We start from the raw sequence: 14,439 nt of genomic DNA on the forward strand, positions 1-14,439 counted from the left end.
TCCACCATGAACGAAGACGGCATCACCAAATGCCGAAGGTGGATGATTTATGCTCCGGAAAACTGAGATCACCATGACAAAATTGGCAGGCCCAGGCGTGTTGATGGGTCTGAGTGTGCTCATGTTGGCCGGATGTCAGCAAGCCGGCCCCAATCGCGTGTGGACGGTTGTATTCTTGGCTATCTGGGCGGTCTTTCGGGCATTTGTGGCGCGCGGCGAGTAAAGAGTTCGACGTCGTCTACACACTAGTATCCTAGAAAGGCTCGTGGTAGGGTTCCGCCCCGCTAGATCTAAAGCCGAGATTAAGAATGTCAGAAGAAAATGTCGCAGCAGTAAGTACCTACAACGCGGATAGTATTCAGGTTCTCGAAGGGGCTGAGGCCGTCCGTAAACGTCCGGGAATGTATATTGGTGATACGGACGATGGCTCTGGCCTCCACCACATGGTGTACGAGGCCGTAGACAACTCCATTGACGAGGCGCTCGCCAAGCATGCCGACTACGTCAAGGTTGTGATTCACGCAGATGATTCCGTCACCGTTGAGGATAACGGTCGTGGCATCCCTGTGGACATCCACAGGACCGAAGGGCGCTCAGCGGCAGAAGTCATCATGACGGTGCTCCACGCGGGCGGAAAGTTCGACCAGAACTCGTACAAAGTTTCGGGTGGTCTGCACGGCGTGGGTATCTCAGTGGTGAACTTCCTTTCGGAATGGCTCGAGATGGAGATTCGCCGTGAGGGCGGTATCTGGGCGATGCGCTTTGAACGCGGTGTGCCGACCGGCCCGCTTACCGAAGTTGGCAAGGCGAAGACCACGGGAACCAAGATTCGGTTCAAGCCGGATCACCAGATTTTCACAATGACGAAATTCTCATTCGACGTGCTCTCGCAACGGCTTCGCGAGCTCTCGTACCTGAATGCGGGCGTGACCATCAACATCTTCGACGAGCGTGACGACCGCTCGCATAACTTCACGTTCGAAGGTGGTATCAACTCGTTCGTGACGCACCTGAACAAGAATAAGGTGCCTCTGCACGAGAACCCTGTCTACATCATGCGTGAGGAAGGGCCGTTTACGCTCGAGCTCAGCATGCAGTGGAACGACTCGTACTCTGAGAATATTTTTTGTTACACCAACAACATCCGAAACCGTGATGGTGGCTCGCACCTCTCGGGGCTCAAGGGTGCGCTCACGCGTACTATCAACGCGCACGGTATCTCTAAAGGGCAGCTCAAAGAGGCGCTCGGTGGGGACGATATGCGCGAGGGTTTGACTGCGGTTCTGAGCGTGAAGATGCCGGACCCGAAGTTCTCGAGCCAGACCAAGGACAAGCTCGTCTCCAACGAGATTAAGGGTTTTGTTGAGTCGATGGTCAACGAGCAGCTCGCCTACTTCCTGGACGAAAATCCGACGGTGGCAAAGCAGATCCTGGAGAAGGCCGTCACGGCTGCGCGCGCGCGCGAGGCTGCGCGTAAGGCGCGTGAAATCGCGCGTAAATCCGCGCTCTCCATTTCGAGCCTGCCCGGAAAGCTCGCCGACTGTCAGTCGAGAGACCCGCGCGAATCCGAACTCTATATTGTCGAGGGTGATTCGGCCGGTGGCTCTGCGAAGCAGGGCCGCTCAAGGCAGTTCCAAGCCATTCTGCCGCTTCGTGGAAAGATTCTGAACGTAGAGCGCGCACGCTTTGACCGCATGTTGGCGTCCAACGAGATCGCGACTCTTATTTCCGCGCTCGGCTGCGGCATTGGTGCTGAGCACTTTAATATTGAAAAGCTTCGATACCACCACATCATTCTGATGACAGATGCCGATGTTGACGGCTCGCACATTCGTACGCTCCTCTTGACCTTCTTCTATCGGCAGATGCCGGAGATCATTGAGCGCGGCTACCTCTACATTGCGCAGCCACCGCTCTACGGCGTAAAAAAGGGTCGCAAAGTTACGTACATCAAAGACGAAGCTACGATGAACCAATTCTTGATCGATAACGTGATCGAGAGTGTTCGTATTCGCGGCGCTAATCGTGAGGTTAACGGCGAAGACCTGCGTGGGCTTCTGACGCAGATGTTCGATTATCAGGCGGCGATGGAGCGGCTTGAGCGCCGAAGTGACCGACGCGTGCTTCGCGAGATTAAGAAGCTCAATCTTACGGTCGAAGATCTGAACAACGAGGCGGGTCTTCGGGCGCAGATGAATGAGGTCTTGGACGCGCTCCGTAAGAAGTACACGAATACGGCATGGAGCGCGCCGGAGATCGTGCCTAATCAGGACGTGGAGGGCGCGTTTGATGCTATCTGGAAGACGCGTGTGGCGGGTACGTCTATCGTCACCACCATCAACCGCGACTTCCTCAGCCATGGCGACTACAAGCGAATCGCAGCTATCCAGGAGGAGTTCAACGAGATTGGGCTTCCGGTGGTTGTGGAATCTGGAAAGGATGACGTCGCGTACGAAGATATCGAAGACATCCTCGAGGCTGTGCTCGCCGAGGGCCGCCGCGGCCAGCAAATCCAGCGCTACAAGGGTCTAGGTGAGATGAACCCCGACCAGCTCTGGGACACCACCATGGACCCGAAGACGCGTACCCTTTTGCAGGTTCGGGTTGAGGACGCCATTGAGGCCGACGATATCTTCACCGTGCTCATGGGCGACCAGGTTGAGCCACGCCGCGAATTCATCGAGAGTAACGCCCTCGATGTGAGAAACCTGGATATCTAAGCCGTGTCTGAGTTGGCTAAAATCCAAGTCTTGCAGGGGCCAGATCTGCAGCGCGAAGTGGCGCGCTCCAAGGTCTATCGCTACACCTTGAACTCCGCAGCCTTGTGGATTCTGGCGGGTTTTGCCGGCATCTGCGTAGTGCTCGGGGCCCTGAGCTATTTCTTCGCCAGCGCGCCCTGGAGCCTTGTTGGGCTTGGCGTGTTCGGCGGTCTTGGCGCTATCTTCGGCATCACCATCACCTACTGGTACCATGTGGGTGAGAAGATGGTGGTGGCCACCAACAAAGAAGCCTTGATGGTTGGGGATATGGACAAGATGTGGAGCTTTCGGTGGGAGCTCCTAGACGCGGAGTCCATAGGCCTCAAAGACATGGCGGTGACTCGCGCCTCGGGCCGGCTGATGATCAAGGCTGGCGGCCAGACCGTACCTCTGCTGCTCTACAGCCCGTTTGCGCATATTGATGACGCGCAGGGCTTTATGGCGACCGTGTTGGAGAAGGTCCAGGCTCCTTAGTGACAAGACTAGCGACTGAGAAGGCGCCTTGTGAGCAAAGCCTGCATGTCCCGTCGTCCATCGGCTACTAGCAACACTTCGACACGTTCTTCGTCTCCGATTGTATAGATGACTCGGTAAGGTTTGAAGAATACCTCGCGATAGTTGAATATCCCGAGTTCCTTAAGTTCGTTTGGATGGGCTCCACGACTCGGCAATTCGGCAAGAGCCTCGCAAGCATCCAGGATGCGGGCGATCACATGCTGAGCGGCCTCTAAAGAGTCATACTCTCCAATATATTCAAAGATCTCCTCAAGGTCAGCCAACGCAGAGCTCGTGAGAACCACTTCGTACATCATGGCTAGGACTTATTGGCAAAGTGTGAACGCACATCTTCAATGCCAACAACCTCCCCTTTTTCAACCTGCTCCTTTCCAAGTGCTAAAATCCTTAAAAGCGCAAGTGTTTCCTGCATAGCCTCAAAGCTCTTGATATCCTGCACGACACACTTTGCCTCTCCATTCTGAGTTATCACAAGCGGGGTCTTATCGTGCTCAAAATTTCGGATTACTTCAGAGGCGTTAGCCTTCAGATAGGTGATGGGTTTGACATGGGTTGATAGCTTCATCTTTGCCTCCTTTCTATAACCGATTTTAGACCAAATTTGGTTTGACAGGAAGCTTTGTCTCGCGGTTAGCGCAAAGACTCTTTTGCGACCCCGACACAGATCCGGACGATTGTGAATGCCCATCTGGTCAATGCACAAGCCAGCTGATCTCGCATTTGCCGACGACCGATGATCCAGCACTTGTTAGGCAACAGAGCAACTTAACCACGAACTAGGATTCCTCAGAACAAGCATGGAAAGTGGACGCCAGCGTCACCGATATGAAGACCGGCGTGATTCGTGTCACGCCCAACGCGGGAATTTATGCGAACACGGGCGCGTTCTACGAGTATATGAGCACACTTTTGGGCGCCACCATGCCAAATCAGCTAGCTGTAGACGGAACACTTTTCCCTCCAATCATCTTGGAGCAAAACGGTGTGTCTCATAGGCTCAACGAGACCACTGAACGGTGGGATCTGCTGCAAACTCGCAATATCATTTTTGACATGATGCTCGCCCCAGACGGCAGCGTCACGATTGATGGCGTGCAACTCTACATATTCCGCACGGATATCAACTGTGCTGGTAGCGACACAAAATCCTATGCTGAACAACAAGACGGCCCACTCTTGGCAGCACAATGTTCCGTAGCCGAATTCGATCAAAACCAATTGGACGATGGCACATCCTCAGAGGGATTTGGGCCCTGTAAACGTCTCGATATCGAGAAGTTCAACTGTATACTCTTAGAAATGTATGCCCAGACCAGCGTTGAGACAATGGACACGACATTCCAGATACCTGTTGCCGTTGAATGCTCCGGAATCTGGCCCTCCAACTGGCCTTCGACTCTAGAATATTGCGACTTTACGACAGGTACGATTAGGCGGCCACGCGTCCAGATGGACGAAATCTTGATGGACAGTTTTCTATTCTTTTCGTTCGGCCCTTGGTCTTACCCAAGAACGAACGTGTATGAGTCGGTACAACTGAGTACTAAGGACCACGGAATCTGTACGAATTCGGTTGCCGAGTATCAGTCATCCTACGTCGTCCGCCCTAAGACGCGAGACGGCAATTACAATGTTTCGGAAGATCAGTGCCGATTTTAAGGGTAGGAGGCCCAGATTGAGGCTCTCAACGACAGGTCGAATACCACTAACGGGCGCCCTTTTCTTAGTCCTTGGCGGGTGTGTGGATTCCGACGACCCCATACAGGTTCCGGATCCCATCACATATGATCCACAAACCGAGATTATCCTTGACCCTGGCTCGGTCTCAAGTCTGGGGCAACCGGTTGGGGAAAACAAGCAAGACCCTAAACTCTGGGCGACGGAGAGAGAATGTAAGGCCGAGACGATTGCCTGGACAATGAAGCAAGGGCCGTTTGAGATCGTTGAGAGACTTTCGGAACGTGCCCATATGACGGCGTCAGAGTTCCTGGGTGGTGGTCCCCCGCTCGCTTCCGATATTTACGAATTATCGTTAGTTCTTCCACACCCCAAACATCAGGCGGGCCTGACGACTGATGGAACGTTTCAAACCCATATTTTGTATGCGAATCCGGGAGATGACGTGGAAATCTCCACCTATCATTGGGCTCCGACATCGTTCGGAAAACTGGGGGAACTCGGGTATACGGTACTTGTGAACTACAGGCCAACTTCAACGACGCATACACTCTGGGATCATGGACGCGACGAGATTCTGGAAGAAGTAGAGGACTCAGGGTGGTCATTTACTCGGCGTTCTAACATCAACATTGTGGACCTCAAGATTGGAGCGAATAGCTTTGCCAAGCCCGGCGCTTACGATGTCACTGTCTTGATAACACATCACGTGGACCACAAGGTCTACAATGGCCGCACTGACCGATTTACAGTTTTGTACGGCGGATACACGCTCAAGGAAGAGATTTGTGTTCGGGAAGCGCTGGAGGAGCCAGCAACGGATTTTGAGCGAGAGATGGGACGCAACACCAAATGGCTCATAGGCGCTTTTGAACGCGATTCCGGCTCCACTCGCTACGCTATGACCCACCCGGATGGCGGGGTTTGGGTCGACTGGTCGTTGTTTCGGTTTTGGGTCAACAAGCCGCGCATCGTTGCGCTTGTTCCGTTGGTGGATTCTAGGCCTGCCGCTGACCCCGTCTATACGTGGTCAGGGGGGAATGAAGGCATCGGCAATGACAGTATCACCGAGATATTAGAGAAGGTTGATGACCGCGGTTCGTTCTGGCTAGATATCGATGGTCGAGACAAGAACGATGTTATGATGATGGCGATTCCCGACCCCTTCTTGCCAAGAAGAAATCTAGATGGAGAAGTCTTTTATGATGTTGGTCTCCACCGCCACAGACACTCCAACATCCTATCCGTTTCGAGCTTCAGAGACGATAGTGACCGCTGCGACCCTCAAGTGGGCCCTTGCATCGAGTGGGGTTATTGACCGGAAGAATTCGCGCGTACTCCACGTTCAAATTCTGGGAAGACCACGCACGTTGAAGAAACCTCGGGGTCTATGGTGCCACCGAACTCGGCGAGTAGCCGGGCTGGGATTTCGGACTCCAGGACGTGATCTTGAGGCGTGGTACGCCACTGCTTCAAGAGTTCCACTCCCATCATCCTTCGCTGCCATTCCGATAACTTCACACGCCAGTGTCTTATCCTGACCAAGAAGAGGGTGCCAAGAAAGAGCGCGGGCCAGAGTCCAGCGCCCCTGGACATGAGTGTGTCGAAGTCCGCCTCAAGATTCGTTGGAAAGGCTGGGTAAAGTGGGTGGGCGATGATGGTGATGCTGCCCAGAAAGAGGGTGCCCCAGAAGACGATTTGGAGCCATCGGCCTTCGTGGCCAAAGAGTTTGGGTGGGCGAGGCTCGGGCGGCTTCTCGGGCTTCTTTGTTTCTTTGAAGGTTCCGAAGTTAAAGGAGATCGCGCCCGTGTCGGAGATCTGGATATCGCCGCCATAATGGAGAACAAGCTGCGTCAACTCGGACCACGCCTCGGCACGATTCATGCCGAAGCCGACCATCACGTCGTCGATGGTGATTGTGCCTCGATGCCAGGCCAGGAGTTGCCACGAGCGTTTGGCGTCGTGCCGCCACGAGGGGCGTTGGCCCAGAAGGAAGTCCTTGAGCGTCTCAAGGAGCTCATTGGAGGCACTATCTTCAGACTTAGAAATCTCGCGCACCTGCCATCCCCAGAACATCAGGAGAACCAGACCAAAAGTGGCGAAGCCCACAAACGAGCCCAGCTCTTGATGGCGGTCCCACGCGTCCCAGCCGAGGTGAATCATGGTGAAAGCAAAGACCGGGAGATAGACCATGGCCAGCCCGAAAAGACTCCCAAAACAGGTGATCATCGCAAAAGGTATCGCAACCACACCGAGGGCAACCAGCAGCCATGAGATAGGTGGGCTCCAATACGTGGATGCATGCAAAAGGCCGAGCGAGGGCATCGAAAGGATCAGGACCGAAGGCGTGAGCACGGCCATCAGGACGTAGAACAAAACCGTGTCGAGCGCGCGGTTTTTCGGCGGTGGGTTGATGGTCTGAAAGGCGAAGACCAGCTCCGAATCGCGGTCCAGGGTGACGCGTGCTGGCGACCATCGGCTCAAGGCCAGGAGCGCGTGTTCGGCCGCAACCTGGGAGAGGGTGGTCTGCGCGGCGAGCTCCGCGGCGGTCAGCGTGAGGCCCTCTTGGGGTTGGCGACGTAGGAACTCGTAGGCCAGAAATGTGGCCTCGCGCGAATCTTCGGCTGGATCGAAGTGTTTTAGGGCCATTTCTTTGTTATAAGCGTGCGTCGCTGGTTTGGCGGCTGAGGTGAAGACGATGAAAGGACTATATTCTAGAATTGGTTGCGCACTGCAAGTCCTTCTTTTTAGCGCGATGCTTTTGGGTTGTCCGCCGACTAAGCCCTCCGAGTCTGGGCGCGTGGAAGCGCCGCCGCGTGGGACCGAGAGCAAGGAGGCGGTCGCCGTGGTCAACGGCGAAGAGCTTACGATGACGGAGTTCGAGCGGCGGATCGAGGGCCTGAACCCGTACGCACGTGCCCGCTACTCGAGCACCGAGGCGAAGCTCGAGTTTTTGGACGCGCAGGTGGAGTTCGAGATTTTGGCCGACGTGGCCGAGCGCAAGGGATACGGCGGTCGCCCCGAAGTGATGCACGCCATCAAGGAGGCCATGGTCAGGCATTATCTGGCCGAAGAGCTCCGAAAGCGTGTGAGCATGCGCGATATCACCGACGACGAGATTCGCCAGGCGTATGAGAAGGACCCGACGGCTTTCCACAAGCCGCGTGCGCGCAATGTCGCGCTGATCGGCGCGGATCAGGCCAAAACGGTGGAGGGTTTGAGGGAGATTATCGAGGCCGGCACGTATGAAGAGCCCGTGCAAAAGCTCAATATGCTGCGGCGCCTTGCGGACGCGCACCATTTTGATCCCGCTCTCAAACGAAAGGGCGGCGAGCACGGCTGGGTTGAAGATCCCGCCTCGCCGCTCGCCAAAAATGAGGGCCTCAATGCCACGCTCGCCAAGCACGTCTTTGGTTTGAGCGAAGTGGGCGAGGTCACGCCGGTCTTTGGGCACGCGGGCAAGTTCTATATCGCGACGTTCATTGAGGAGCAGGCCGCCAATGTGCGCGGCCTCGAGGACGTCAAAGACGAGATTCGCGAGAAACTCTACACCAAACGCCGCGAAGAGGAGCGCCAGCGCATCATCGCCGAGGCGCAAGAGGAAGTGGAAGTTACGGTGAATCGTGAGATTTTGGAGAAGGTAGAGCCGCCGGATTCGGCCGAGAAGACCTTGGAGCGTTTACTCCAACAAGGGAATAAGGTACCGGTTCGTGACCTTAAGGAATGACGATGCGACGAATTAGAATTTTTGCGTTGGTGGTGGGACTCTTGATGTGTTGGTCGGGCGCGCTCAGTGCCGAGATCATCGACCGCGTGATGGCGCGCGTGAACACTGAGATTATCACCTTGCACGATGTGCGAATGTCCGCGATTCCGTTTCTGCTACAGAACGGCATGGACCCGGGCATGATGGAGGATCCGTCTCAGCGTGCTGAGATTTTGGAGGCCACCCTGAACGACCTCGTGGAGCGGCAGCTTTTGGCTCAGGAGGCCAAGAAGATCGACTACAAGATCGAGGATTCGGAGCTCGATAAATGGCTTGAGTACACGCGCTCGCAACAGAATCTGAGCGAGGAGCAGTTCAAACAGACCATCGAGCAATACGGCATGCCGTTTTCGGCATATCGCGAAATGGTGAGGGCGAATCTGCTCAAGGTACGTATGGTCAACATCAAGGTCGGCTCGCAGGTCACCATCACCGACGAGGACGTAGATGCACTCTATCGCGAGCGATACGGCGAGGATGGTGGTGCGGTGGTCTACCGAACTATTGCCCATATTCTCAAGCGTCCTGCGGATAACTCGCCGCAAGCCAAGCGCGCACTCGTTGCAGAGTTGGCGGCGCTCAAGGCAAAGATCGATGGTGGGGCTGATTTTGGAGACGTAGCCGCCGAAGAGAACCAGGGACCGTCTTCGGATAACCGTGGGCTACTCGGTACGTACCGTGCCGCGGATCTGGACCCGAGCTTTGCGACGCCTGCGTTCGCGCTGGAAGTCGGCGAAATCTCGGATCCCGTTGAGACTGCGTTTGGCTTCCATATCATCAAGGTTCTGAGCGAGGAAAAGCGCGAGAATCCCGATGTGGAGCAGAAGAAAGAGGCGTTGCGCGGCGAGCTCCGTCAGCGCGAGCTCGAGCGGCTTTTGAAGCAGTATATGTCGCAGCTTAAGACGCGCTCATTTGTTGAGGTTCGAAAGTTTTGAGCCGGCCAATCCTTGCGCTATCAGCAGGGGATCCGGCGGGCATCGGGCCTGAGATTATTCTGAAAGCCCTGTCCACGCCCCACCTGGAGTTTGAGCCTTTGGTGGTGGGCTCCGAGGAAGTTTTCCGGCATCTATCCAAAAAGCTTGGGATTCAGCAGAGCTTTGAGGTTTTAGACGTCTGCGAGGGCCTAGACCCCGATGCGGTCCTGCCTGGGCAGGCGAGCGCGACGAGTGCGGAGATTCAGGAGCGTACGTTTGCGCAGGCGCTTGATTTGGTAGATTCGGGGCGTGCCGATGCGATTGTAACGGCGCCGTGGACGAAGTCTTTGCGTCCATTGATCGGGCTTGAGGCCAGCGGTCATACGGAGATTTTGGCTGCTCGGTACAATGCGCCCAATCACGTGATGATGTTGGCGGGTCCGAGGCTTCGAGTGGCTCTTGTGACTACGCACCTTGCCTTAAGAGCCGTGCCGGATGCGGTTGTCGGACCAAAGATTGAGCGTGTGGTGCGCACCTGCGTTGAGGATCTCGCTCGTTTTTTTGGGGTTACTCGGCCGAAGATTGCGATGCTCGGGCTCAACCCTCATGCGGGCGAGAACGGCCATATGGGGATGGAGGAGATCGAGACGATTACGCCTGCGATCGAGCGATTGCGGGCCCAGATGCCGGACGTAGCATTAAGCGGGCCGCACCCAGCCGATACGCTCTTTGCCAAGTTTCACGGGCAAGAGGCGCCCTATGACGCCGTGATTGCGATGTACCACGACCAGGGGCTCGTGGGACTCAAGTCCATTCATTTTGGGCAGGCCATCAATATCACGCTCGGCCTGCCGATTCTGAGGACGTCTGTGGACCATGGGAGCGCGTGGGATATCGCGTGGCAGGGGCGGGCGAACGCGGAATCGATGCGCTACGCCATGGATGCCGCGGTGGAGTGTGCGCGGCTGAGGAGCGAGTATGCGCGTTAACATTGCATTTCTTGTGCAATTTTGCAGCTTAGCCTTGTAAATTCCTCACGCTTCTGTATCACTTGGGCTGTAATTTATCGCCCACACTGTAATTTACAGGGTGGAAGAGAGGCGTCTGTGCGAGTTTTAGTAGTAAGTCCATCGAAGACGTTTCAACGGACTCTAAAAGAAGGGCTCGGAGCCATGGTTCAGGTGGTTACGGCCGCGTCAGTCACGGCAATGCTCGATTGTTTGAGGGCCGTGGCATTCGATATGGTGATCTACGACGCGGGACTCGGCCCCGTGCGCGAATCGGCCGTTCGTAGTGTGCAACGGGTAGAGCGATTCATCGTGGTTGCGAATCGCGGTGAAGAAGAAGGCCTTTGCTGGTCTGACGAAGTCATCCAGAAGCCCATTGATTCGGGAGTGATTCACGAGTCCATCTTCAAGATGCTCGAGTTCGCCTGATTCCTGGTGGACTTTGAGTGCCCCCTATCTTTTGATCGAAGGCGGGACCCCTGCTACCTTGTTGTTCAGGAAACGAACTAGTCTTGGAGGTGCCATTGAATGCGGTGCTAATCCTGCTCTTTATCTCAATTTTTGCGGCAAACGGCTGTTCTTCTGATGGAAAAGGAACTCAGGGCGCTGGAGGTGTGGATATGCCAATCGACACTCAACAAGATCAAGGCGAGGAAGACGCAACTTCTTCGCCCGATCAAAGTGTTGATATGGTGCCAGAACACGATCATGGCGCGCCTGATCAAGCCGAAGACATGGAGCCCACTCAAGGGTTTGAGGTTGTTGAGGCTGGCAGGGTTATTGATCCAAACGTCCTCTACGAGTGCCAATGCCCCAATCCGCAAGACGCATGTACACCCCGAGGATCCTGTGTTCATGTGGAGTCGGGGTCATGCTCAATTCAGCGCCCCGAAGAGTGTCCTGAGGGCTACGTGTGTCTGGATACGAACCAGTGTTTCTCCGAAACCGGTCGCACAGCTACATGTGAACGCGACGAGGATTGTCCGTTCTACATGAGATGTGACCATCGTGGACTATGTATCGACTTCTGGACCTGTGACTCTCACACGGAGTGTCCCAATGGGGAGATTTGCCTGTACTACCAGGAGGACGGCTTCTCTCAGGTTTGTGACTCCCCGGGGCCAAAGGTTGGTGGAGAAAGTTGTCTAACAGGCTACGAGTGTGAATCGGGAGAATGTAGCTTAGGTCAATGCCGTCAAGCTTGTTTGAAAAATCAAGATTGCCCGGATGATTTCATTTGCTCGGACGGTTCTGGCACTTGCACTGAGTCGCCCTCGAGGCGAAGTGAGTGTCCGGAAGGAGCGATTTCGGCCAGCATATGTTTGCCAGATACAAGCCTCTGTTACGAGTCTTCTCAATGTGGCCAAGGGTTGGACTGTGTGGTGAAAAAAGGTGGCAAGCTTGGAGTTTGTGAGACGGTTTCCGATCCGAGCCCGTGCAAGCCCAACGAAGTCTCGGTGCCAACTCAACCTGATGTTTGTTTCCTCAAAGAGCGATGCAACGCAAACCAGCCTTGTCCCACCAACTACGAGTGTACCCGTCCCGACATTGAAGGATTTGTTCACTCTTGGTGCGCACGTACGCGTTAGGTTGTCGAGTTCGCTTGATTCCACCTGCCCATCAGGTACCTTATTGCAGCTAAATGCGAGGAGGTCTGGTGCGGCGTTTTCTAGTTGTAATTGCGTTAGTTGGGCTGGGTTGTTCGGACACCAAGGAAGGGCCGGCTGAGCCCGTGCCCGAGGGTCTTGAGACGCGTTCGTGTACCGTAGAGTTGACGCACCCCAATGCGGATGAAATCGCCGGGGACTTCAATGATTGGACGCCCGAGCCCATGCTTGATGAGGACGGTGGTCCGGTCTGGCGCGCCGAACTTGAGCCTGGCGCCTATGCGTTTTCGTTCTATGTGGATGGAGAGGCGGAGCCGGCGCCTCCGGACGTGTTCACGCGTTGGCACGATGGCACTGAGGTGCGCGAGCTTCGGGTTGGTGACTGCCAAAAGCCTCTCTGGCGCGTAGACGAATTGACCGGTGGGGAGCGTATTCAGGCGCGGCTGAGTTTCGTGGCAGCAGCGTCGAGCAAGGCGCCCCTCGATCCGGATAGCGTGAGTATTTTTGCGGGTGAGACCGAGCTCGATGAGGATGCCTGGAGCATTGATGAAAACGGCGACGTGGTGGTTGATTTCACGCCGCCCGCGCCTGGAAAATACTCGTTGCGGGTTGAAGGCGCGGACACCGCCGGAGTTGCGGCGGAAAACGATGGGCTCTGGCTCCCCGTGTGGTCTGAAGCCGAGCCTTTCAGCTGGCAAGACGGCTTGATGTACCTCGCGTTTACGGACCGATTCAGGTCGGTCAACGGCATGCGGCCGTCCAAACCGGACGTCAATCTGGCGGATATCGCGAGTTTCATGGGCGGGGATTTTGATGGCGTGACCGAGGCGATTGAGGACGGCTACTTTGACGATATGGGTGTGAACATCCTCTGGCTTTCCCCGGTCTACGAGAACCCTGAGAGCGCGTATACGGGCTCGAGCGGCGATTTGTTCACGGGTTACCACGGCTATTGGCCGGTGGACCCTTTGAGTGCTGAGAGCGCCTACGGCGGCGACGAGGCCTTGCATCGCCTCATCAAGGCGGCGCACGCGCGTGGGATCAGGGTGCTCTTTGATATCGTGCTCAATCACGTGCACGAGGATCACGGCTACTGCACCGAGAAGCCCGAGTGGTGCGCTCAGACGTGTGTGTGCGGCACCGAGAACTGCGCTTGGGAAGGGCCGGGAGGCCGTCCGCTCGACTGCCAGTTTGCGCCTTACCTGCCAGATTTGAACTATCGAAACCCCGAGATTGTGGACCGCGTGCTCTCAGATGTGATTGCAAAGATGGAGAAGTTTGACGTGGACGGGCTTCGGATAGATGCCGCAAAACATATGGACCATGTGGTGATGCGCCAGCTCCGACTACGGCTTGATAAGCTTGAGGACAAGGGAGTTGCGCCCTTCTATCTGGTTGGCGAGACCTTTACGTCGGACCGTGGGCTCATCATGAACTACGTGGCGGATTATGAGCTTCACGGGCAGTTCGATTTCCCGCTCTATTACGCGATTCGCTCGACGTTTGCGCACGGTGGCTCATTCAGGGATCTAGAGGGTGCGGCGGCCGCGGGCCAGCGCTCGTACGGGCAGTTCTACACCCGGATGTCGCCGTTTTTGGGTAACCACGACATCCCGCGATTCATGACCGAGGCGGCCGGCAATGGGCAGGGCTCGTTTGGGCAGACGCCGGACTTGATGGCCGAGGGGCCTGCGGCTGAGGTCACACAATGGGACCTTATCAACCGTGCGTCTTTGGCGTTCGTGTTTACGCTCACTCAGCCCGGCGTCCCGCTCATCTACTACGGCGACGAAGTCGGGCTCGCCGGGGACACCGACCCGGACAATCGGCGCATGATGCCGCAAACATTGAACGCGAATCAGAGTGAGTTGCTGCGCCGGGTTCAGGAGTTAGGGCAGGCTCGAAAGGCGCTGCCCGCCTTGCGTGGAGCGGAGCGAAAAGAGCTTTGGATGGACGATTCCTTGTACGTCTACCTTCGCTCAGATGGCACCAATGTGGCTCTGGTGGCCATGAATAAGTCGGACACGCCACGCACCGAGGACGTAACCATTCCGTCTGCGTACGGACTCTCCGGCGCTACGATGGAAGTTTGGGGTCGTGAGGGCTTGGAAGCGAGCGTACTGAATGGTAGTTTGCGGGTTCAGCTAAACCCCTGGGAATACCGCATTATCGTCCCCAAATAGCCCGCGGATG

At 55.9% G+C, this 14,439-nt stretch carries 14 protein-coding genes; 11 read left to right on the forward strand and 3 right to left on the reverse strand.

Annotated elements, in window-relative coordinates:
- Positions 1-73 precede the first annotated feature (73 nt).
- The 3 genes from FRD01_RS24410 (at position 74) to FRD01_RS16090 (ending at position 3,233) form a co-directional block, all read left to right on the forward strand.
- A complete protein-coding gene (locus FRD01_RS24410) occupies positions 74-223 on the forward strand; it encodes a hypothetical protein (RefSeq protein ID WP_249755674.1) in 150 nt (49 codons plus the stop codon).
- Positions 224-308: 85 nt separating this feature from the next.
- The gene (gyrB, locus tag FRD01_RS16085) at positions 309-2,720 is read left to right on the forward strand and encodes a DNA topoisomerase (ATP-hydrolyzing) subunit B (protein ID WP_146961409.1); all 2,412 of its coding nucleotides are present in this window, start codon (positions 309-311) and stop codon (positions 2,718-2,720) included.
- Positions 2,721-2,723: 3 nt separating this feature from the next.
- Positions 2,724-3,233, forward strand: coding sequence for a hypothetical protein (locus tag FRD01_RS16090; protein ID WP_146961412.1), 510 nt, complete (start codon positions 2,724-2,726; stop codon positions 3,231-3,233).
- Positions 3,234-3,241: 8 nt separating this feature from the next.
- Here the strand turns inward: FRD01_RS16090 and FRD01_RS16095 are convergent, their stop codons facing one another.
- Together FRD01_RS16095 and FRD01_RS16100 are read right to left on the reverse strand one after the other, a co-directional pair.
- Positions 3,242-3,571 (reverse strand): type II toxin-antitoxin system RelE/ParE family toxin, encoded by a 330-nt coding sequence (locus FRD01_RS16095; protein WP_146961414.1) that lies wholly within the window; start codon positions 3,569-3,571, stop codon positions 3,242-3,244.
- 2 nt (positions 3,572-3,573) lie between these two features.
- Complete coding sequence (locus tag FRD01_RS16100; protein ID WP_146961416.1) at positions 3,574-3,840, reverse strand: type II toxin-antitoxin system Phd/YefM family antitoxin; 267 nt, start codon at positions 3,838-3,840, stop codon at positions 3,574-3,576.
- Positions 3,841-4,079: 239 nt separating this feature from the next.
- Here FRD01_RS16100 and FRD01_RS16105 point away from each other — a divergent pair, with 239 nt between their 5' ends.
- Complete coding sequence (locus FRD01_RS16105; RefSeq protein ID WP_146961418.1) at positions 4,080-4,934, forward strand: hypothetical protein; 855 nt, start codon at positions 4,080-4,082, stop codon at positions 4,932-4,934.
- Positions 4,935-4,950: 16 nt separating this feature from the next.
- Complete coding sequence (locus tag FRD01_RS16110; RefSeq protein ID WP_146961420.1) at positions 4,951-6,270, forward strand: hypothetical protein; 1,320 nt, start codon at positions 4,951-4,953, stop codon at positions 6,268-6,270.
- Here the strand turns inward: FRD01_RS16110 and FRD01_RS16115 are convergent.
- On the reverse strand, positions 6,264-7,601 hold the full coding sequence (locus FRD01_RS16115; RefSeq protein WP_146961422.1) for a hypothetical protein: 1,338 nt from the start codon (positions 7,599-7,601) through the stop codon (positions 6,264-6,266). The genes FRD01_RS16110 and FRD01_RS16115 overlap by 7 nt on opposite strands.
- A gap of 49 nt (positions 7,602-7,650) precedes the next feature.
- On the opposite strand from FRD01_RS16115, the gene FRD01_RS16120 reads away from it, so the two are divergent.
- The 6 genes from FRD01_RS16120 (at position 7,651) to FRD01_RS16145 (ending at position 14,429) form a co-directional block, all read left to right on the forward strand.
- Positions 7,651-8,679 (forward strand): peptidylprolyl isomerase, encoded by a 1,029-nt coding sequence (locus FRD01_RS16120; RefSeq protein WP_146961424.1) that lies wholly within the window; start codon positions 7,651-7,653, stop codon positions 8,677-8,679.
- A gap of 2 nt (positions 8,680-8,681) precedes the next feature.
- Complete coding sequence (locus FRD01_RS16125; protein ID WP_249755675.1) at positions 8,682-9,653, forward strand: peptidylprolyl isomerase; 972 nt, start codon at positions 8,682-8,684, stop codon at positions 9,651-9,653.
- Positions 9,650-10,621 carry a 4-hydroxythreonine-4-phosphate dehydrogenase PdxA gene (gene pdxA, locus FRD01_RS16130; protein ID WP_146961428.1) on the forward strand — a complete coding sequence of 324 codons (972 nt, stop codon included), beginning with the start codon at positions 9,650-9,652 and terminating at the stop codon, positions 10,619-10,621. The genes FRD01_RS16125 and pdxA overlap by 4 nt, the downstream gene beginning before the upstream one ends.
- A gap of 117 nt (positions 10,622-10,738) precedes the next feature.
- Positions 10,739-11,068, forward strand: coding sequence for a hypothetical protein (locus FRD01_RS16135; protein WP_146961430.1), 330 nt, complete (start codon positions 10,739-10,741; stop codon positions 11,066-11,068).
- Between the two features lie 95 nt (positions 11,069-11,163).
- Positions 11,164-12,228 (forward strand): hypothetical protein, encoded by a 1,065-nt coding sequence (locus tag FRD01_RS16140; RefSeq protein WP_146961432.1) that lies wholly within the window; start codon positions 11,164-11,166, stop codon positions 12,226-12,228.
- 68 nt (positions 12,229-12,296) lie between these two features.
- The gene (locus FRD01_RS16145) at positions 12,297-14,429 is read left to right on the forward strand and encodes an alpha-amylase family glycosyl hydrolase (protein ID WP_249755676.1); all 2,133 of its coding nucleotides are present in this window, start codon (positions 12,297-12,299) and stop codon (positions 14,427-14,429) included.
- Positions 14,430-14,439 lie beyond the last annotated feature (10 nt).

It is taken from the genome of Microvenator marinus, from assembly GCF_007993755.1.
Taxonomy (GTDB): domain Bacteria; phylum Myxococcota_A; class Bradymonadia; order Bradymonadales; family Bradymonadaceae; genus Allomicrovenator; species Allomicrovenator marinus.